Origin of the sequence: Dyella sp. C11 (assembly GCF_003121485.1) — a bacterium.
GTDB lineage: Bacteria > Pseudomonadota > Gammaproteobacteria > Xanthomonadales > Rhodanobacteraceae > Dyella.
This window is the reverse complement of sequence record NZ_QAVX01000018.1, coordinates 1-20,796: the sequence shown is the minus strand read 5'-3', so window position 1 is coordinate 20,796 and position 20,796 is coordinate 1. Positions and strand designations below refer to the sequence as shown.

Here is a 20,796-nt window from a genome sequence, read left to right as displayed (position 1 = left end):
TTCCCTATAAGACGCACGACCCGGCCAAAACCTGACATGGGGGTATGCCGGCCAATGGGGCCTTTATCGGCTCGACTCAATCACGGTGGTATCGCCGCGTTTGCTCAGGCGCACTGCCAGCACGTGAGGTAGCGCATGCGCAAAAACCTCCGGCTGACGGACATCGAAGCTGCCTGTGATGCGGAGCCTGGAGGCCCTGCCGTCACCCAGCGCCAGATCGGTTGGCCCATAGCGTTCGAACTCCGCGAGCGCCGCTGCCAGGGGCGTGTCGTTGAAGTTCACGTGGGACTGGCGCCAAGGAGCCACGGCGCCTGGTGGTAGTGCATGCACGGGCCCCGGCTCACCGCGTCCGTCCACGTTTACGGCCTGCTGCGCGAGCAGGTCCACGGTGGCCAGGTTTTGCACGCGCACGTGCCCCTGTTCCACGGCAACACCCACACCCGCGTCCTGTAGGCCGCTTTCTGTATAGCGCACGGAAAAACGTGTGCCCAACACAGTCACGCGCGTTCCACCAGCGTCGACCTGAAACGGGCGCGAGGCATCGTGTTCGACTACAAACATGACCTGGCCGTGGCTGAGGCGCACATCGCGATGATGTGCGAACAGCGACACTTCAATGTGGGTGTCGGTATCCAGCACAAGGTGGCTGCCATCGGGAAGGTCGACCTCGCGAACCTGGCCGCGAACGGTATCGATCTTTGCCGTGTACGTCGGCGCGTTGTTCTGTTGCCAGAACACGGTACCCGCAAGTGCCATCAACGCGATGCTTAAGACCGAGCCGGCGATCATGGCAACGCGACGGCGGGGAATGCCTGATGAGCGCTGCGCCGATCGCCTGCCTACGTACGATCGATGCGAATCTGCAGGACGCAAAGCATCAATACCTTCACTTGAAAGGTCATCAAGACCTTTCCACGTGTCGCCCATGCGCGCGAAGGCACGAGCATGCTCTGGATCATTCAACCACTCCCGCAACGCGGAGCGCTCCCGTGGCGATAGCCCCTCGCGTTCGCGCAGCCACCAAGCCGCTGCCTGCTCATCGAGCGGGGCATCGGTGACGACGGGAGGGCGTGATTCAGGCGGCAGTGTGGACATGATGGCGAGGGCAGAGGCTACAGAGGTGACGCGCCAGGACGTGGAAACCTGACATGCCTAATCGAGTCGGTGCAATCGGTCATCGCAGGCGCGACAGGCTAGCAGTGCACGAATCACATGTTTCTCTACCGCATTGCGGGTGATGCCCATGCGCGTGGCAACCTCTGCATGGCTCAACCCATCGAACTTGTGCAGGATAAAGGCCTCCCGACAACGCGGAGGCAATTGCGCAATGGTGTCGAGCATGGCTTTTGCGTGCTGTTGAGAGGCCAGCGCATCGTCCGGAGCGTCGCCCGCCGGAAGATCGGTGTGCTCGTCGATGTTGTCGTGCCGCCGCACGGCCTGCCTGCGATGGCGGTCCGCCAGGAGATTGCGGGCAATCCGAAACAGGAGCGATCGGTTATCGCGCACGATCTCGCCACTGTGACCCACGCTAAGTAAACGCTCATAGGCATCCTGCGCCACGTCGTCCGCGTCATGGCGGTTCCGCAGGGTGGCGCGGAGAAAACCCAGCAGCTCTTTGTAATGGGCGTCGATCAACGGGGTGAGGGCGTAAATGCGAATGGCTCGCATTATCCTTGATTTTGCTGCCGAGCGTATCTACTGCCGAAGATCTATCGGATGGCTGGTTTGGTCGCGATTTCGGCGATGAAGCTCTTCGCACACAAGGGCGGGTCCAATGAGATGCCGATGGCGATGCGAACGCCGTCAGCCTCATGCGTGAGGTATCGCTGGACCTGGCCCGCGGGTGCCATCGGCAGGTCATACAGGCCATCGGCGGTGTAGCGTGTCTGAAGTGCCGTCGCGTCGATGCAGCCGGCCGGGTCTGTCACGATTTCCACAAACTGGGGGACGCCAGTTTTCGTCGTGGCGACCCGAATCTGAGCGACGACGGTCCCCAGGTAAGTACCACCGGGGAAGGTAATCTGAGTGTCATGGGAGGAGCCCTCCGATACGATGCCTAGCGCGGAGGCGATTTCGCTCGCCGACATCGTCTGGCGGCCTTTGACCATATCCGCTGCTCGGTCAAACAGTTCGGTATTGGGATAGGGCGGGCTGACGGCAGAAGCGCCGCTTGCCCAAGCTGCGCCGATCACGAACGCCACGGCTGATCGCTTAACTGAAAACATACCCATCCCGTTTTGTGAAAGGCCGCAGGATACCGACAACTGCCGTCTCAATGCGCCGCGCAGGTGTGGTCATCCCGCAGTGCAACTTGCCCGACATGGGCCAAGCGCCACACTCGACCGGTCACAGGTGTCCTGCCCCCCCCATGGGTGCGCAGGGTGAAACGGGAAGTCGGTACTGCGTTGCCAGGTGGTCAGCTCGTATCGGCGCATCTCGCGCAGCTACTCTTCATCCAGATCTTGCGCGCGCATGTGAAGACGCCCGATCAGGCGCCCGCGGGCTGGCTGCGAGGATTGGCCGACGAACGCGTCGCTCCGGCGCTTCGATTGATGCATGGTGAGCCGGCGCGCGCCTGGACGCTGGAGCAGCTCGCCAAGGCATGCGCCATGTCGCGCACGACGTTCGCCTTTCACTTTCGCACGATCGCGGGTGTTGCTCCACTTACCTATCTTGCTCAGTGGCGCATGCGTCTGGCCGAACGCGCGTTGCGAGAAGGCACGCAATCGATTGGTTTTATAGGTCAATCGGTGGGATATGCGTCAGAAAGCGCATTCAGCAATGCCTTCAAGCGGAGCAGCGGTCAATCGCCTCAGGCGTTTCGGCGCGCCACTGCAGAACGCGATTCGGTAGAATCGTGAAGTGCTGGCGATTCAACGTCCTTGGAAGTAGGGGGCGTAAGCGCTGCATCCTTTGCCAACCGTAAAGCCCCAGCACGCATACCCATGCTAGAACGCGTAGCGGACACGACCGTACCAATAGGCACCGTTGCTGCCGATGGGCGAAATCACGTCGTAAGGGAAGTTGCCGCCGTAGTTGATGTCGCTATCGGATCGCGTGGGGTACTGATTGGTGATGTTGTCGCCGCCCAGCGCGAAGCTGAGGCGATTGGTGACGCGGTATTCCACCTCGGCATCCAGCTGGAAGCGCGGCGCATAGGTCTGCGTCGGGATGTAGCCATCGCCAAAGTCAAAGACACGTGTGGTGGCGCCCTGGCGCGTCACACGTGCCAGCAAGCCCCAGTGCTGATTGTCCCATTTGGCCGTGAACGTGCCGCGCTGGCGAGGGGCAGCATCGGTCAACGTGTTGCGCGCTTCGACGCCGAACAGCACATTGTCCGCGCCCGCGGCGATGAGCGCTGCCGGCGTGGCTTCCACGCTGCGGATCTGCGTGTTGTTGTGGCTGTAGGCAAGCGTCAGCAGCAGCGAACCGTTGGCGACCGTCGCGTGGTAGTTGCCCACCAGTTCGGCGCCGCGCGTAACGGTATTTACGGCATTGGTGAAGAACTGCACGCTCTGCACGCCAGCCACGCCAAAATTCTGCAGGATGTACTGCTCAAGCCCGTCGTTGTCGATGGTCTCCGATAGCGTTACCCGATGGTCGATGGCGATCTGGTAAGCATCCAGCGAGAAATCGAAGGCATTGCCCAACTGCCCGGTGATACCCAGGCTGAAATTGCGTGACTTCTCTGCTTTGAGCGGTTGCGCGCCAAGATCGCGCGCCAACGGATCGTTGACCGACAAGATGCGGCCTGTAACCAGCTTGCCGTCTGCGCCATAACCGGAGGTGGTGGCTTCGTACCCGATCTGGCTCAGCGATGGCGCCCGGAAGTTGTTGGAAGCGGCACCGCGCAAGGCGAAGCCGGGCGTGAATTCCCAGCGCGCACTGAGCTTGCCACTCCAGTTGCCGCCAAAGTCGCTGTAGTGTTCGTAGCGGCCGGCAGCGTCAGCAAAGAATGTGTCTGTGATGTCGCTGGAGACTTCGGCATAGGCGGCCTGCACGCGACGCGAGAGATCGGCCGCGTCCTGCGGCTGCAAACCGCCACCCGCTTGCGCGCCTGCGGGTGCATCGAAGGAGCCCACGGCATACGATGCCGGATCGCCAGCGCCCGTGCGGAAGACTTCGTAGCGGTATTCACCGCCGATGGCGAGCGTCAACGGCCGACCTGCCACTTCCAGTTGCCGGTTCGTGTCGAAGTTGGCCGTACTCTGGTTGAACGCATAGTCACCGATGTGGAAATAGGTGGGGCTGGCAGCGCCGAGCGATGCGTTGAGCGAGTCGCGAAGGTCGTAGTCGAAGGCATTTCGCCCCCAGTTGAGGCTGCCGTCGTAGTTCCATTCGCCCCAGTTGCCGCGGATACCGCCAGCGGTCTGCGCGTCGCGGTTGTGTCCGATGGATTGCGGCAGATAACCATCCGGATAAATCGACGGCACGTTGGCGTCGCTGTCCGGATAGCGGAAATAGTTGTCGCCTATGGTGTGGCGCTGCGTATAGGTGCCAAACCAGTAGGCCTGAGTGTGGTCGTTCAACGGCAACTCGCTGTTGAACCAGCCGTTGTAGCTCTCGTTGGGCGGGTCGCCGGCGGCGTAGTTGCGCTGATCGCGCAGGGCAAGATTCGCCGGGGTCTGATCGGCGATGAAGTCCGGCACGGTGTCGTAGCCCGCGCGATTCGTGCCCGCATGGTGGCTGGTTTCAACGCCCGCGTGGAAAAAGCCGTTACCCGCGAGTGTGGTGCCGAAATCGGCGGTGGCATAGCCGCCCTGGTCGTCAGTAATCTCGCGGTCAGTCGGACGGAATTTCGTGTGATACGCACCGTAATCGGCGGTGACTTCGCCGCCGGTCGGCGCGTCCTTCAGGATGATGTTGATAACGCCCGCGATGGCATCGGAGCCGTACTGCGCACCCGCGCCGTCGCGCAGCACTTCGATGCGCTTGATGGCACTGATGGGAATAGCGTTGAAATCCACCGGTGTGGTGCCGTTGCCGATCTTTGTATCGGTGTTGACCAGCGCGGAAGTGTGGAACCGCTTGCCATTGACCAGCACGAGAACCTCGTCCGGCGAGAGCCCGCGCAACTGCGCGGCGCGCACGTGATCGGAGCCGCCGGAGTTGGACTGGCGCGGAAAGTTGAACGACGGCAGCAGCACCGCAAGCGCCGCGCCCAGCTCGCCATTGACCGCGCCAGCGTTGCGCAAATCCTGCGCCGTCAGCACATCTACCGGCACGGGCGAGTCCAGCGACGTGCGGTTGCTCGCCCTGACGCCGGTAACCACGATCTGGTCAAGGGTCTTGGCCTGGCCATCGGCCGACTGGGCGTGCGCAAAGGGAGAGGCGAGGGAGCCTGCAATAAGGGCGGCCAGCAAGCGGACGCGCGGACGCGCGGCGAGAGTCGTCGACATACGATTTCCTTTTGGATGCATCGATCCACAGTCGCGGTCGCTGGGCCGCAACGCGTTGCGTAGATCAGAAGATTGGAGTGCGGGGTGCTAGAGGCGCGTCAAGCCGAACAACATCGCCGCATGGTCATGCCATGCGGCGTGTGCAGGTCATCAAGATTCAAGATCACCGTGTTCGACACACTTGCTTCCCCGGTACAGCTGGCAGTGGGCCCGGTCACGCGCAGCGACCGGTAGTTATTTGTTGCATCGCGCAAGATATCTTGTCAATACTTTGCGAATCAGTGACAACGAAAATGCTGTCTATCCATCTAGATGTCCAAATTCGCATAAGGAAATAGCCATGAATCATTTGCGTCTCGCGTCGGCGGTTTTGGCGTCGGCATTGCTAAGCGGTTGCGTCGCAGCGAGCCGTCCTGCCAATGCCACGCTGCAGGGTGATCCGGCGCATCCGGGTCAGACGCAAGGCTGGGTGGATACCAAGCTGTATTTCGGACTGGGGGCTGCCGGCGATCCGTCGAGTGGCGTCAGTGAGCAGCGTTGGCGCGACTTCCTCGATACCGAAGTGACACCCCGGTTCCCTGATGGCCTGAGCGTGCTGGATGTCTACGGTCAATGGCAGGGCAAAGGCCAGTCCACACCGGAGCGTCTGCGCTCCAAGCTGTTGATCATCGACTATCCTGACGGCGCGGAGAATCGGGCGAAGGTGGAGGCGATTCGCGCCGCGTGGAAGCAGAAAACCGGTGATCAATCGGTGCTGCGGGTGACTCAGTCTGCCGAGGTGTCGTTCTGAGATGAGTGCTGCACGTTCGCAACGCTGGTTGTCTCCAGGAGACGTCAACGGCTTTCTTGGTTTGATCGTCGACAACGTATCGATCATGGCGTTTCTGGCCACGGCGCTGATCGGCATCTTCGGTTTTCCCGCCGATATCGTTTTCCTTCGTATGTTTCCTGGCACCACCATGGGCGTGCTGCTGGGCAATCTCGCTTATACGGTGATGGCGCGACGCCTGGCGAGGCGGGAAGGGCGCAACGATGTCACGGCCATGCCGCTGGGTCTGGATGCACCCACCAGCATCGGCATGGCGCTGCTGGTACTTGGCCCTGCGTTTCTTCGCTTCAAACAAGGCGGGCTGGACGAGCACGCGGCGGCCATCGCCACCTGGCAACTGGGCATGGCGGCGCTCGTCATCATGGGCGTACTGAAGTTTGTGTTGTCTTTCTTCGGCGATCTGGTGCGCCGGCACGTGCCGCGCGCGGGTCTGCTGGGCTCGATCGCTGGCATTGCCCTGGTGTTGATGGGATTTCTTCCGCTGATCGAGATACTCAAGGTGCCCGTGGTCGGGTTCGCCGGGCTTGGCATTGTTCTCTATGCGCTGGTGGCGCGAGCGCGCATGCCGCTTGGCTTGCCCGGCGTGCTGGTGGCCTTGGTGGTGGCAACGGCCCTGTATTACGGGCTGGGATCGCAGGGTTTGTTGGGCAATGGATATCACACGCCCGCCGCGTGGCAATGGCGTATCGCCTTTCCCACGCCCACACTGCAATGGACGGGGGGACTTTCCACCGCCACCCCTTATCTGCCGCTGATTTTGCCCTTTGGCCTGTTGATGGTCGTGGGTGGCATCAACGTGACGGAAAGTGCGCGCGCGGCAGGCGACGACTACCGCACGCGCGATATCTTGCTGGTGGAGGCCCTGGCAACACTGGCTGCCGGCTTCTGCGGTGGCGTTGCGCAGACCACGCCTTACATCGGCCAGCCCTCCTATAAAGCCATGGGCGCGCGCAGTGGCTATACGCTGCTGACGGGGTTGGTGGTCGGGCTTGGCGGCGTGCTGGGTTATCTGTCGAACCTGGTCGAGCTGCTGCCCCTATCGGTGCTCGCGCCGATTCTGGTGTTCGTTGCGATCGGCATCACCGTGCAGGCCTTTGAGGCCACGCCAACGCGATACGCGGCGGCGGTGGTATTCAGCTTTTTTCCTGCCATTTCTCGCATGGTCACGATCAAGCTGAGTGACCCCACGTACGTATCAAGCGAACACTTCAGCGCGCTGTTTGCTGCGCACCAGAACGGCATTTCCGAGCTTGCCGTCATCACGGTACTTGGCAACGGCTTCATCATCACGTCCATGATCTGGGCGAGCTTCCTCGTGGCCTTGATCGATGGCCGCACGCTTCGTGCCGCCGTCATCCTGATCTTCGGTGGCGCGTTGAGTCTGTTTGGCGTGATCCATTCGGTGCTGCTCGACGGCGGCATCTACACGCCGTGGTCGCTCGATGCGCCGTCGCGCTTCCTGGTGTGGCAGTTTGCCGGCGCCTATGTCGTGTTGGCAGCTGTGCTGCTGTTGTTGTCGGCGGTCAGGCCTGGCAAGAGCGACGATGCGAATGGGCAGGGAGTCCAACCGCATGGATGATGATCCCGTCTGCCGCATGAGGAAGAATGGCATTGACTCAGCCTGAGGCGCGAATCTCACTGGCGGCAGCAAGACATGCTCCCACGCTGTTGCTCGTGGCGGCGACGGTCCTGGGCGTTCTCGTGGGATGGGGGTGCAACCGGCTGTTATCGACGCCGCAGGCAGCGAATGTATCCGCCGGTCTTTCGATCATCACGGATATCTTTCTTCGTCTCATCAAGATGATCGTTGCACCGCTGGTATTCGCCACCCTGACATCCGCCGTGTCGCGCATGGGTGGCGCGGCCGAGATTGGGCGGGTAGGGCTGCGGACACTGGCGTGGTTCCTGGCAGCTTCGTGCGTTTCTCTCGCTCTGGGTATGGCGATGGCACACTGGCTTCAGCCGGGTGCCGCGTTGCATGCCTTGCCTGACTTTGCGCAGGGCGCCACGACCGGTGCCAATGACCCGTCCAATGGCGGCGTCTCGCTTACCGACTTCGTCGCGCACTTGGTGCCTCGATCCATCGCCGAGGCCATGGCGAACAATGAGATTCTCCAGGTCGTGCTGTTCTCGTTGCTGTTTGGCACCGCTGCCGCGTCGCTGAAGGAACGGGTAGTTACGCTGGTCGAGTGGATCGAGCAGCTCGCTGCAGTGATGTTCCGGGTCACCGACTACATCATGAAGTTGGCGCCATTGGCCATTTTCGCCGCACTGGCCAGCTCGATCTGCCTGCATGGCGTCGGCATCGTGGGCACGTACGGGCGATTCGTAGCGGGCTTCTATCTCGGGCTCGCCGTGCTGTGGGTGATTTTGTTCGGTGCGCTCAGCCTGATCATCGGTTCGCGCAGCCTGCGTTTGCTGGCAGGCATCCGGCAGACCGTGTTGTTGGCGTTTGCCACATCATCGTCAGAGGCGGCCTATCCGCGCCTGCTCGAGCAACTGGTGGCATTCGGCATACCACGTCGCATCGCCAGTTTTGTGCTGCCGTTGGGGTACTCGTTCAATCTCGATGGCGCAATGATGTATTGCACATTCGCCATCCTTTTCATTGCACAAGCTTATGGCGTGGAGCTGGGAGCTGGTCAACTGTTTGCGTTGTTCGGCCTGCTGTTGCTCAGCACCAAAGGTTTGGCCGGTGTACCGCGCGCGGCCATCGCCGTGATCGCGGTGACTTTGCCGCATTTCCATCTGCCGGATGCCGGAGTGGCATTGGTGTTGGCGGTGGATCACATCCTGGATATGGGCCGATCGGCCACCAATATCGTCGGCAACTCCATCGCGGCCGCAGCCGTTTCTTCTTGGGAGAAGCGGCTGGATGTACCGCCAGCGGACGAGTCGACGTAGTCATTGCCATGCGTTGTCACACGCATCCTCACCATTAGCGAGGCCGTATGCCTGCCATTGCTTATCTCGAATGTTCCCGCTGCCACACACGCCTGCCGGCAGATGTGCCGCAAACCTTGTGCACGCAGTGCCCTGATTCACCCGCAGGCGCGCTGTATGTGCGTTACGACCTTACGCCGCTCGCTGGGACGTCACCTCAAGTCGTGGTTAGCGCCGGCGATGCCACCACGCCGTGGCGTGGTATGTGGCGTTATCGCGCCGTGCTTCCCGATGTCGAGCCGGTGACGCTTGGCGAGGGCTGGACACCCATGTTGCGTAGCAAGCGGTACAGCGATCTTTTTTTGAAGGAAGAGGGCGCCAATCCCACGGGATCATTCAAGGCGCGTGGCCTGGGGCTGGCCGTGTCCATGGCACGGCACTACGGACTCAAGAAGCTGGCCATTCCTTCCGCGGGAAACGCCGCGGGTGCACTGGCCGCTTACGCCGCAGCGAGCGGCATCGAAGCGCACATCTTCATGCCTCGGGATGTTCCTCTGGCCAATCGGGTGGAGGCGGCGGCCTATGGTGCCAGGGTGACGTTGGTGGATGGTGTCATTTCCGACTGCGCCAGCATCGTCGCCGAACGCAAAGCCGAGGAGGGTTGGTTCGATATTTCCACGCTCAAGGAACCTTTCCGCGTGGAAGGCAAGAAGACCATGGGCTACGAACTGGTGGAACAACTTGGCTGGGAGTATCCCGACGCCGTTTTCTATCCCACGGGCGGCGGCGTAGGCCTTATCGGCATGTGGAAAGCCTTTGACGAGCTCGAACAGTTGGGCTGGGTGAAACCCGGCAAGCGTCCGCGTATGTTCGCCATTCAATCCTCGGGGTGCGCGCCCGTGGTGAAAGCGTTCGATGAGGGCGCCAGCGTCAGCCACATGTGGCAGTGCCCGCACACGGCTGCGTCTGGATTACGCGTGCCCAAGGCTTATGGCGATTACATCATTCTCGACATTCTGAGGGCTTCCGGTGGCAAAGCAGTGGCGGTCTCCGACGAAGACACGTTTGCATCACTTCGCGATTGGGCCAGCCACGAGGGTGTCTTTCTTTCGCCCGAAGGTGCTGCCGCTACAGCCGCCTATGCGCAACTGATCGCGTCGGGCGATCTGGTGTCATCCGATCGTGTCGTCATCTTCAATACGGGGGCGGGGCTCAAGTACACCGATGTGATCGCCAGCGCGCTTGGGCTGTCTCACGGCGTGAACCAGTGATTGCGTAAGCACTGAAGTATTTGAGGTGTTCTTGCGTTGCGATGCCACTGATAACACGGCGTTGTAGCGATATGCGCAATGCTCATGAGGCAAGGGGATTTCATTCGCCTCCGGCTGGGGTATCTATAGATCCAGATTTTCTTCGGGACGTACGTCGTTGTAAAACCGGTGAGGTGCCCTGCGTTCGGTCGAGTACCCCCTCGAGGCTCGACCAGCGAAACGGATGGCCGTATGGCCATCCGTTTATTTTTTTGAGGACTTCGCATCGAAGCGCCGTTGGGAAGGAGCGCATCCGCCCCCGTGGCGCCTGCGAAATTCGCATAAGCCACTAGCGGACTTTTAACGGAAGCTGTGGTTGCCTAAGAGTCGAGTACGCCAACATTGAGAGTTCCTTCTATGCACGACGCGCTCGCCGCCTCCTTTGAGGCATGGGGTCAACGAGTTCTTTCCGTTATCAGTCGCTGCATCAATGCACAGGACGAAGCCGACGTTTCCGTCGTTGGCCGCGCGCTGTCGGCGGCGTCGAGCTGGGAGGGCTGCCCGCGTGCTAGCGAGTTGTCTGTTGACGGCGCGGTGCCGGCTTACCGTCGCATTTCGTTGGGTGAACCCGGCGCTTTCGAGGCACTGCTTATCCTTTGGCCGCCAGGCCACGCGACGCCGATCCACGATCATCAGGGGCTGTGGGGCCTGGAATACGTGCTCGATGGCGTGCTTGAGGTGGAGTCGTTCAAGCTAACACCGAGCCCGGACATCCATCTGGAGCCGCAACAGACGCTTGTCGCCGGCGTCGGCGACTACCTGGTCTTCTCCGACGCAGACTATGCTCACCGGTGCCGTAATTTTTCCAAGAACCGCGCCGCGCTGACGCTGCACGTTTACGGCGGCAGTTTAGATGCCTATCGCAGCTTTCATGCCACTGAGGACGCGTGGTCCTGGATGCAGCACGAGACAGTTAGGGAAAAGGCGTCCTCATAACTTATGGGTCAGTTCTGCGAGGCCATCATTAGAACGCCGCTTGAGGCATTCGTGCGAAACAGAGCGCGGAGCATCGCAAGTAGCGTGCCAGCACTGCGCTGGCGTCGGTTCCACAATTTTACATAATATACATTATGCGAAATCTTATGGCCGTCCTGCTGGCTGGCACGGCTCTCGCTTTCTGGCTGTCCCTGACGCACGGAAAGCGCCAATGCCTCGCCGCCGTACCCGCTTAAACTGGTTATACGACAACGATTTGCAGCAGTTCACAACGCCTACCGGCCAGACTATCACGCTGCTGCAAATCGCCCAGCTTCTGCAAGATCAAGTCGAATCGCGTCACGATTTGGCCGGCCCGTGGACGGGCTGGCGTATCCGTCAGAACCGACTTATTCCACCCGGCGAAACCTTCCGAGGGAGCCAGATCACACCAACGAATCTCAGGGCGTTTGCTCGCTGGCTTGCGAGCTATCAGGGCGAACAGGCTCAATTCGAATTTCGCAGCCTGCCAAATAATGAGACGGGCCCTCAACTGGCTCCCATCGGCCCCCCGTCTGACGATAGACCACACCTTTCCAGCACTTCACACCGCCCTCTGCACCCGGCTGAAGCTTCAAGTGCGTATTCGCATCAACCAAGCGATCCGCAGCGTCATCAGCAAACGCCTGTAGCGCCGCGCGCTCCGCGTCCGAAAGTTGTTCGCCTGGACGATTACCGGCAGCAGGCTTGATAGCAGGCTGCGCCACTGGATCAGAATCAGGGTGCCACGCCCTGTAAGCCGAATAGCCCATTACCACAGCCACCAGCGTCAACAAGCTCAACACAACGTCCACCTGTCTCATAACCGCTCCCTGTCCCTTGCGGACAGGGTATCAAAAGCGGGTTTGGCTGGAATGTTCACCCGCTGGGATTAATCGCAATGCCTGGCTGGGCGATTGTCCGACTAGGCGAACTCTCTCTCGAGAGCGTGACCGGACATGCGTCCAGCAGAAGCCGTCAGTTCGCCTTTTTGCCGCCGCCCCAAGGGTCACTGTTCCAAGACTTAGCGCCCGGAGGCTGATACGACGACGCGCCCACGCCGGGCGTCCACGCACGACCACCGCCGGCATCACTCACGCTTGCGGTAGGCGAATCACCACCCATCGAACTCGTGAGCTTCGGGCCCTCGGAACGAATGTCCGCAATCTGCTGCTGGCTGTAGCGGTTCGCGTCGTCCACAGGCCACGACGTCACGATCATGGTTTGCTGATCCTTCCCTACTCCCCACGTCAACTTGATGCCATAGGGCTTTCGCTCCACGGCGACACCAAGCGCACGCACCTGGGTAACCGTCAAACGGTCCACAACGCGCGACTGATCGGCGCGCCACTCCACAACGCCATCAAATTTCCCGTCGCCCAGATCGACGACGGCAGCAAGACGCGGCTTTGCCTGATCACTCAGGCCCCACACGTAAGACGCCTCAGCCGGCATGTCCGGACGCCTCGGCTTCACCACAGCAGCAACGGCCTTCCCGGCAATGGGGACACCCGTAGCGGCCACCGCAGGTTTACCCTGCGTCACGGCAGCAGCCTTGGGAGCCTCGGCAGCAGGCTTCGGCTTGGCGACGAAATAGCGGGAGTACGCCCAACCACCGCCAATAAACAAAACGGCAGCGATGATGAGCCAGGGCGTGACGCTGGCCCACACATTCATGCCGCCTTCCTCATAGACCTCGGTGTTCTCGGTGCCCGGCACGTACCCGTTATAAAGCGGAAAAATAGCGGGATCGTACGTCTTCGTTTTCTTGCCCACCTTCTCGAACTTATCCGGCGCCACGCTGTGAAAAAACGTGGCCAGATACTTCCCTTTCATACCCACCGCGGTGAGCTTCTGGAAAACCGTTTTCCTTTCTACACGAGCCCGCAGCGCCGTGTGCAGGCGCTTATACCACTGGCTGATTAGCAGAATGTCCATGCCGTAATGACCATGTTCGGCAAAGAACTTCTCTACGTCTTTGGGCAACGCCTTGAAGCCCGCCGGGTAAAAATCGTGACACTCGTCAATGATCACCAAAGAGTTCGGTTCGGCAATCTGCTGGATACGCGGCATGTCCGACTCAGGCACATGGATAAGCAATGCCTCGACATCTTCAACACGCAAACCAAGGTGCGCGGCGATCAGGTCATGCTTCAGACCATTGAGGCGGGCGAACACTTTTCGACCTTTTTTCAAGGCCGGAAGAATGTGGGTGAGCACGGCATCATACGACTTGCCAGAGCGAGGGACGCCTTCGTTAAAAGCTAGCATGGGATCACCACTGGAAAGCTGTGAGGAGCTTTCGCGTCACGCGAAAGGTGTAGCCAAGGCCAAGCAGAGCGAGACCAGCGCCAATGCCCAGGCGATCAACGAAATAACCCAGCGTGGGCGATAGCTGTCCGAACAAATGGCCCAGCGAGTAATCGCTCATCCACTGAGGAACGGGAATGTTTTTGGCTAGCTCCGCAATGGCATCGAGAAAGCCCTTAACGATCTTCAGTGAAAGGTCGTGATAGAAGCCGCTGATCGCATCCCACACCTGCTGGATGATCGAAATCAGCCAGTTCTTTATGTCGGTGAGCCAATCCATCAAGAGTCTCCCAGCGCGATCTGAAAAGCCACGTACGCGCACACGATCAAGATGACGACCTTCGCCAAATCCAGCACGTCGTCAGCCTCAGGCCGGCAGTAGAAATCAAAGGTCTGCTCCGGCAAGCACTAAAGAACGTCTCAAGCGATGTCCGATACGGGTCGGAAGCAGACGGCCGCCTACCCCTGACAACAACGTCCAATCGGTTCTCTGCGCGCGATGAGTCAGAGGCTACATCTGGAATTTAATAAGCCGATGGCGGCGCCCCTGGATCTTTGAGAATCCGAGTGCGATATATGAAAGACAACCCATTGCCAAGCAATCGGCTTTTGGGGTTTGACGTCTTCACCGAAATCAATGGATGTGAGCACAAATGGCAAGTACGAAAGAAGTTGGTGACGGTGGCGCACGCCGCGCAGCTGCTCTGCTGGGGGTTGCTGTCTGTGGGGAAGTTTCCAATGCGTCCATGGATGAGGACGCAGCCAAGGTCGATTTGCATCTGACTTTTCGAAACGCTTTTCGCCCTGGGGAGCTAATACCCCTTCGTTGTCAAGTAAAGAGCGGCTCATCTTACGGACGGAGGACAAAAGAGCACATTTCGCTCAGTGTGGACGGTGACACGAAGGATGCATTGTCGGGTTCAGGGACCCCCGGACTTATCGCGTGGGTACCTCCTGCTCCATCGGATAGGGTCTACTGGTTCGCATCAGATCCCCGGAACAAGCGAAAGGCGTCGGTGAAAGTCGGCTTCAATGACTACGTTCGGCCATCGCTTCGATATGACTTGAGTCGCCTGGCCATTTATGCCACATGGACCCACAGGCACGCGCGCCAAACAGTCCGAAAGAGCGACGAGGACAAGATTCTACCTTTGGCATAGGAGTCTGTTAGTGGTCTGGGTTGGGTAGTTCTTTCTCATCGTTGACTAAGCGAATCCGAGCCTTACTTGAAAGCAATGCCGGCGGGATAAGCAAGATGCACACGGCAAAGTCAGATCGTCGGCTTCAGGACTGCAGTGCCCTGACCCCTGCCACCGGGAGCCCAAGTTACAGCGATGCGCCCCCTCTACCCCCGATAACTTGACCTAATCACCCTGCGCCAATGTCCGCTACGGGTCGAGGGCGGACATCCGTCGCGTCCTGAGGATGCACCGATAACCAATCCCTGACTGAAGCGCTCCAAGCGAAACCCGCACTTCTGCGTCAGGTAAAAATTGCCGCGAGCGCGGCCAAATGAACACCTTCGACATTATCGAACGAGTTCGTCACTCACACCGTATGTCATGGCTGGAAATGAAGGGCAGCATATAAGCCCCCTTCTTTCAAACGTGACTCACGCGGAGATCTTCATGATTCAGCGGACTTTTCTTGTCACCGGTGCAACCAAGGGCATTGGCCGTGCAGTTGCCAATCGCCTTGCCGCTGCCGGACACCACATCGTTGGGCTGGCGCGGAACGCCAATGATCCGTCGTTTCCTGGCACATTGGTCGCCGTTGATCTTGGCGACCGCGAGGCGACTGCTCGTGTACTGAGCGAGCTGGTAAACCGGTTCTCCTTCGATGGCGTGGTGAACAATTTTGGCTATGTAAAGTTGGCCAGAGTGGATGAAGTGGATCTGGACGATCTGGAAGCCTCAATGCGCCTGAACTTGATCCCCACGATACAGACCGTGCAAGCCCTTCTTCCGCAGATGCGCGCAAAGGGCTGGGGTCGCGTGGTAAATGTCACAAGTCTGGTAACGCTGGGCATGCAGCAGCGCACAGCCTACGCCGCTGCAAAAAGCGCGATGAACAGCTTTACGCGCACATGGGGGCTGGAGTTGGCTGAAACAGGCGTTACCGTCAATTCGGTTGCCCCTGGTCCGACGGAAACTGAACTGTTTCGCCAAAACACTCCCGAAGGAAGCGATGCCGAGCAGCGTTTTCTTTCGCTCGTCCCCATGAAGCGCCTCGGCAAGCCCGACGAACTCGCCGCCGCCATTGCGTTCCTCTTGTCAGACGACGCCGGCTATATCACTGGACAAACGCTGTTCGTGGATGGCGGTGCTTCAGTCGGCAAAGCCGCAGCTTGATCCCAGTCGCAACCACTTGTGAAGGCGGATCGATGGTATCCGCCCCACATCTTTGAGCCGTGCAAATGGCGGGACACCTCAGCCGGTCATGGGCAGCGCCGCATCACACCCCCCGCACGGAGCGCACATTGAGCGCTGGTTCGCGCCAAAAAGCATCATTTTCAAATCGGCGAAAGAGGTCCGGCGGAAGAATGGTTTGCCGCTCGACCCTTGCAACTTTGGGACGTACATCATGAAGTCCCGGCGTCCCGGCGCGAATGTCGAATTCACTGGCGCTATAGATGACGTTGTTGAAGTCGTGTTGAAACCATGGCTCGCCGATGAACTCGTATACGGCTGATAACGCACGAGCGGGATCATTCACGAGCGTCTCGTACTGCAGGATCATCAGTTGCTCTGCAGCGAATTCATCGAAGAACGCTTCTTTGACTGCGTTATACGCGTAGCCAACGAGCCCCTCTCCGCCCACCAGCGCTTCAGCACGCGAATAAACGGTTCCCCCGGGAACGAAGTTGAATATCGCAGATGGCAGCAAGGCATTGTGTCGAACGAGCTGCTCAATGCTATCCACCACCCATGGAACGTGCCGAACGCAGGCGACAATTCGTGCACCAGGAAGCAGTTCGCGCAGCGCCCTGAGCTTGCTGCACCACAAGCGATTTGTATCAAAGACAACGTCCTTGTCGAGATTGTCTTCGTAAAAGTTGGAGAAGAGTCCTCGCAAGACACGCTTTCGTTGCGCATCGCCTATGAACACGGAAAACTCGTTTCGTCCGCTCATCTCCCCAATCAAGTTGTTGAACAACCCGCCCACTGGCCCGCTCATGTTTGCGTGAAATCGCGGGTTTTGTCGCAGTAGTGCTGCCAGGAGCGTTGATCCAGACCTTGGAAGGCCCGAAATGAAGTGGAATTTTTGGTGCACGGGCTGATGTTCTCTACGTTTCTTGAAGCATTCTTGATGTTTGCGTTCGGGAAATACGGCAACGACTTCATTGATTGAGCTGCGAGAGGGGCGCCAAAGCAAAAATCGGCACCCCTCTTTCGATAGAACTACCAGTGCTTGGTGAAGCCAAACGCCAGCGTGTTGTCATGCAGATGACTGGCGAACAGCCCGTTATAGTTCAAATAGACATCCCACGAGGTAGCAACCTGTGCACTGACGTGAGCACCAGCGGTCACCATTCCTCGGCCCAGAGTGGCGCCGGGATAGTCAAACAACGTGCCATCCTGCGCAATCAATCGCACCGCAGGTGATGTGACTGAACGCGCGTCGTATCGGTAGCCAACGGTGAAAGTTGGAATGTAAGCAACATTGTCCGCCTGGAACGCGCGACCAAAAGCTACTTCTGCAAACGGTTGCAGTTCGGAGTAAGTCGTTCGCGCTCCGCTGACCGCGAATGCCGGCGCGAGCGAGTTGCTGCTGTGCACGCTTTCTTCAAATCCGTCCATTCCTTGATGGATATAGAGCGCCCCTAACTTGGGCTCCCATTGCCACGTGGCCAGTGAAATCGGCCAGGATGCTTGTACGCCAGCACTGGTTGTGTTGCCACTGGTATCCGCTGTGGCGCGTCCAATACCGGTGCTTCGGTCCGCGCGATAGTGGTCGTGCGCTTCATCCACAGTCGCAGACAACACCAATGGGCCAGCATTGCCGAAGGCGTAGATGCCTGCGTGCGCTGAATCGATATTGCCGCGCCCGCCAAGCGAATCGTTGGCATTAATACGCCCCAGGCCCGCCTCAAACCCAACATGCACTAGCCCCAGCTCACGGTCCGACCCGGCAAGTAGATGGAAGCCCGTCGCGTTCGCGCCATTGTCGCCGGTCAATGACAGACTGGAACCCGCGTATTGCATCCAAAGATCCGGCCCGCATGCGTCGTGCGTGAGGTTGGCCGTGCTGGCGTTTGCGTCTTTGCCACACGCTGCATCGAGATCCATTAACGAAGCATCGAGCGCCGACGAGAGTACCTGTTGGTCAGCAAGGTTCGCAGCGCGCATCAGATTTCCATAAAGCGCGCCATCCAGCGGTGCGATTCGTTCTGGCGTCGTAGCCGGAGGTGGCGTAACGGGCTGAGACGGGGAGGAAGGAGACGACGGCGGCGGTGTTGCGGGCGGCGCGACCGCGCCCAATTCAAGCACGACCTGGCCGCCGCTATACACGAGCTGCGGGCTGAGTGCAGAGGGTGCAAGTCCAGTGATGGACGTGGTGCCAAACGTCCCGCTGATGGCCTTAGCCTGCAGGATTGTGAAGTCGGCCTTGGTGTATGTGCCGGGCGCGTAGATCAGATTGATGGCCCCTGCCAAGCTGGCCGTTCCAGTGACTAATAGCTCTGAGGTTTGCGCCGGTGTCACATCAATCTGCAGCAGTCCGCCTGGGCCCTGTGTGTAGTTGCCATTGATAGTGAGCTCGCCGGTTGAGCCCCCCGGCCAGACCACGCCGTCGCTGGCGACATCGCCATTGATCGTTCCGTGTCCGCGCAAGGTTCCGCTTGCGCTTACGGTTACACCGCCCTGGATCGCAGCAGACTCATGCGCGCTATCGCCCACCTCCAGCGTGCCCGACGAAATGGTGGTGCCGCCGCTGTAGGTATTGATGCCATTCAGTACCAGCGTTCCACCGCCCTGCTCCGTCAAACCGCCGCCACCTGCAATCACGCCGTTCAACGTGAGCGTGTTGCCGTAGGTGTCGAACGCGCCACCAGCATTACCTAGGGAGATGGCGCGGCTAGAGCTGAAGCTCGCCGTGTTTTGTAGCACGCCTCCATCGAGCGTCAACGTGCCGCTGGACGCGCCCAGGCTTGCGTCTGCCGCAATCGACAACGTTCCCTGCTTGACTGTCCAGGGGGTGAGGGCAGAACTGGCGCCTATCAACGACCAGGTGCTGGCTCCGTCTTTCTCGTATCCAGTAAACCCCTGATATTGAACAGCGCTGCCCACCGAGCCAATCTGGGAGACGTCAAAGTTATTTCCACCCGTAGCGTTAGTTGCACCACCGAGCGTCAGCGTGTCACCGCCCTGCACTGTTCCACTGGTACTCACCACGTTTCCGGTAATGACCGCCCCCGCAGTAATCACCAATGTGTTGCCGCCACCCGAAAAGTCGATGGCATCGGCAAGGGTCCCGGCACCACCGTTGGCTCGGCCACCGGAAATATTTCCTGCAATGATGATGGTGACACCGCCCATGCCGTTGATGGCGGCCCCACCAAGGCCCGGATTGCCGTCAACGCCGCCGCTGCCCAGCGCGCCACTGCCGTTGCTTCCGCCAGTTCCAGCTGTACCTGCGGATCCGCCGTTGCCACCGGCCACGCTACCATTGTTGGTCAGGCTAAACGCCGAACCGCTGATCCCACGGCCACCATTACCACCCAAACCACCTGCACCGCCATTACCCGGTGTACCGCTGATACCACCGTAGCCGCCCCCGCCACCGAGGCCGCCTGCGCCGCCGCTGCCACCCGAGATGGAGCCACTGTTGACGAGCGAGAAACCCGCTGCGTTGACACCATCACCGCCGAGACCACCCGTTCCGCCAACGCCGCCCGTGCCATTCCCGCTTTGGCCAGCCACGCCCGAACTGTAAGAGCCGCCAGATCCGCCAATGCCACCGTTTCCGCCAGTGATGACGCCCGCGTTGGTCAGTGTGAATGCCGAGCCAGTGACGCCGCTTCCGCCAGCACCGCCCGCTCCGCCAATGCCACCGGTTCGACCGCTTCCACCGTACGTTCCGTAGCCGCCATGGCCGCCGACACCGCCAGAAATTTGGCCGGCGACACTGTTGGTCCCCATGCCGCCATTGGTAAACACGATGCCGGCGCCACCGCTGCCGCCAACGCCAGCAACACCGCCGATGCCGCCCGTGCCGCCGTAGCCACCAGCGCCACCAACAAGGAGGCCACTGTTGCTCAGCGAACCGCCCTGATCAAACGCCACGCCTGCCCCGCCCGCGGCACCGTAGCCACCATTCCCGCCGTTGCCGCCGTAGTGGCCTCTGTATGTGCCGTAGCCGCCGACACCACCCGAAATCGTGCCGCTGTTATCGAGTGAACCGCCTGCGACGAACGACGCGCCGATGCCGCCGGCAGCACTGTTGTTGCTGGGCCCAGCGTAACCACCATAACCACCGTTGCCGCCTGCGATGCTGCCCGCATTGCTCAGCGCCCCTCCCGCCAGGAAAGTGACGCCATCACCTCCGATGCCGCCGAAGCCTCCTATTGCGCCTGAGCCTCCGCCACCGCCAGCACCGCCCAGGCCACCAGCAATCGCTCCGGTGATGGTCAATGCGCCGTTCGCACTGAAGACGACGGCCGAGCCGCCAGCCCCACCATTTCCACCGATGCTTCCTTGGTAGCTGCTGTAGCCACCTTGACCGCCATTTCCGCCGCTGATGGTGCCCGAGTTATTGAACGCTCCACCCGGGGCGAAACTCGCGCCCGTACCGCCGCGCCCACCATCGCCAGCAACACTGTAGTTGTACCAGTTGTAGGCACCTGCTCCACCGGTACCGCCGCTGCCGCCAGCTAAGCTGCCGCTACTGCTAAATGAACCACCAATCGCGATCGTTGCGCCATTTCCTCCAGCGCCACCACCGCCGCCATTGCCACCGCCTGCCCCACCATTACCGCCGTTGCCGCCAGTGAAGTTGCTGGCGATAGCGGCTGGATTTCCGGATATGCCAGTGAGGTTCGCACCATCTCCGCCTGCACCCCCGCCACCGCCACCGCCCAGATAGCCGTGCCCCCCGATGCCGCGAGTGCACC

Annotated in this window: 16 protein-coding genes; 7 read left to right on the top strand and 9 right to left on the bottom strand. The window is 60.2% G+C overall.

Annotation, left to right across the window (positions count from 1 at the left end; genetic code table 11):
• Window positions 1–63: 63 nt before the first annotated feature.
• The 3 genes from DK366_RS15845 to DK366_RS15835 form a co-directional block, all read right to left on the bottom strand.
• Window positions 64–789 (bottom strand): FecR domain-containing protein, encoded by a 726-nt coding sequence (locus DK366_RS15845; RefSeq protein WP_232821077.1) that lies wholly within the window; start codon window positions 787–789, stop codon window positions 64–66.
• A 363-nt stretch (window positions 790–1,152) separates the two neighbouring features.
• A complete protein-coding gene (locus DK366_RS15840) occupies window positions 1,153–1,668 on the bottom strand; it encodes a sigma-70 family RNA polymerase sigma factor (RefSeq protein ID WP_198651599.1) in 516 nt (171 codons plus the stop codon).
• A 41-nt stretch (window positions 1,669–1,709) separates the two neighbouring features.
• Window positions 1,710–2,201, bottom strand: a complete 492-nt coding sequence (locus tag DK366_RS15835) for a hypothetical protein (protein ID WP_157956585.1) — start codon at window positions 2,199–2,201, stop codon at window positions 1,710–1,712.
• Between the two features lie 180 nt (window positions 2,202–2,381).
• Here DK366_RS15835 and DK366_RS15830 point away from each other — a divergent pair, with 180 nt between their 5' ends.
• On the top strand, window positions 2,382–2,861 hold the full coding sequence (locus tag DK366_RS15830; RefSeq protein WP_198651598.1) for an AraC family transcriptional regulator: 480 nt from the start codon (window positions 2,382–2,384) through the stop codon (window positions 2,859–2,861).
• 87 nt (window positions 2,862–2,948) lie between these two features.
• Here DK366_RS15830 and DK366_RS15825 read toward each other — a convergent pair whose 3' ends face one another.
• The gene (locus DK366_RS15825) at window positions 2,949–5,399 is read right to left on the bottom strand and encodes a TonB-dependent receptor (protein ID WP_109126533.1); all 2,451 of its coding nucleotides are present in this window, start codon (window positions 5,397–5,399) and stop codon (window positions 2,949–2,951) included.
• Window positions 5,400–5,739: 340 nt separating this feature from the next.
• Between DK366_RS15825 and DK366_RS15820 the strand changes: the two genes are divergently transcribed.
• From DK366_RS15820 to DK366_RS15800, 5 genes are all read left to right on the top strand, one after another.
• Entirely contained in the window at window positions 5,740–6,189 is a 450-nt protein-coding gene (locus DK366_RS15820) for a DUF3574 domain-containing protein (protein WP_109126532.1), read from the top strand.
• A gap of 1 nt (window position 6,190) precedes the next feature.
• The gene (locus DK366_RS15815; RefSeq protein WP_109126531.1) at window positions 6,191–7,807 is read left to right on the top strand and encodes a hypothetical protein; all 1,617 of its coding nucleotides are present in this window, start codon (window positions 6,191–6,193) and stop codon (window positions 7,805–7,807) included.
• A 26-nt stretch (window positions 7,808–7,833) separates the two neighbouring features.
• Window positions 7,834–9,132, top strand: a complete 1,299-nt coding sequence (locus DK366_RS15810) for a dicarboxylate/amino acid:cation symporter (RefSeq protein WP_109126530.1) — start codon at window positions 7,834–7,836, stop codon at window positions 9,130–9,132.
• A 47-nt stretch (window positions 9,133–9,179) separates the two neighbouring features.
• On the top strand, window positions 9,180–10,382 hold the full coding sequence (locus tag DK366_RS15805) for a threonine synthase (RefSeq protein WP_109126529.1): 1,203 nt from the start codon (window positions 9,180–9,182) through the stop codon (window positions 10,380–10,382).
• Between the two features lie 396 nt (window positions 10,383–10,778).
• Complete coding sequence (locus tag DK366_RS15800; RefSeq protein ID WP_109126528.1) at window positions 10,779–11,357, top strand: cysteine dioxygenase family protein; 579 nt, start codon at window positions 10,779–10,781, stop codon at window positions 11,355–11,357.
• A 996-nt stretch (window positions 11,358–12,353) separates the two neighbouring features.
• On the opposite strand, the gene DK366_RS15790 is transcribed toward DK366_RS15800, so the two are convergent.
• Together DK366_RS15790 and DK366_RS15785 are read right to left on the bottom strand one after the other, a co-directional pair.
• Entirely contained in the window at window positions 12,354–13,646 is a 1,293-nt protein-coding gene (locus tag DK366_RS15790) for a zonular occludens toxin domain-containing protein (RefSeq protein WP_109126526.1), read from the bottom strand.
• A 4-nt stretch (window positions 13,647–13,650) separates the two neighbouring features.
• Window positions 13,651–13,965 (bottom strand): hypothetical protein, encoded by a 315-nt coding sequence (locus DK366_RS15785; RefSeq protein WP_109126525.1) that lies wholly within the window; start codon window positions 13,963–13,965, stop codon window positions 13,651–13,653.
• A gap of 1,348 nt (window positions 13,966–15,313) precedes the next feature.
• Between DK366_RS15785 and DK366_RS15780 the strand changes: the two genes are divergently transcribed.
• Window positions 15,314–16,036 (top strand): SDR family oxidoreductase, encoded by a 723-nt coding sequence (locus DK366_RS15780; protein WP_109126524.1) that lies wholly within the window; start codon window positions 15,314–15,316, stop codon window positions 16,034–16,036.
• A 103-nt stretch (window positions 16,037–16,139) separates the two neighbouring features.
• On the opposite strand, the gene DK366_RS15775 is transcribed toward DK366_RS15780, so the two are convergent.
• The 3 genes from DK366_RS15775 to DK366_RS21740 form a co-directional block, all read right to left on the bottom strand.
• A complete protein-coding gene (locus DK366_RS15775; protein ID WP_109126523.1) occupies window positions 16,140–16,958 on the bottom strand; it encodes a sulfotransferase in 819 nt (272 codons plus the stop codon).
• 128 nt (window positions 16,959–17,086) lie between these two features.
• A complete protein-coding gene (locus DK366_RS15770) occupies window positions 17,087–20,317 on the bottom strand; it encodes an autotransporter domain-containing protein (protein ID WP_157956584.1) in 3,231 nt (1,076 codons plus the stop codon).
• Window positions 20,318–20,556: 239 nt separating this feature from the next.
• The coding region (locus DK366_RS21740) for a hypothetical protein (RefSeq protein ID WP_304529338.1) at window positions 20,557–20,796 on the bottom strand (240 nt) is incomplete at its 5' end.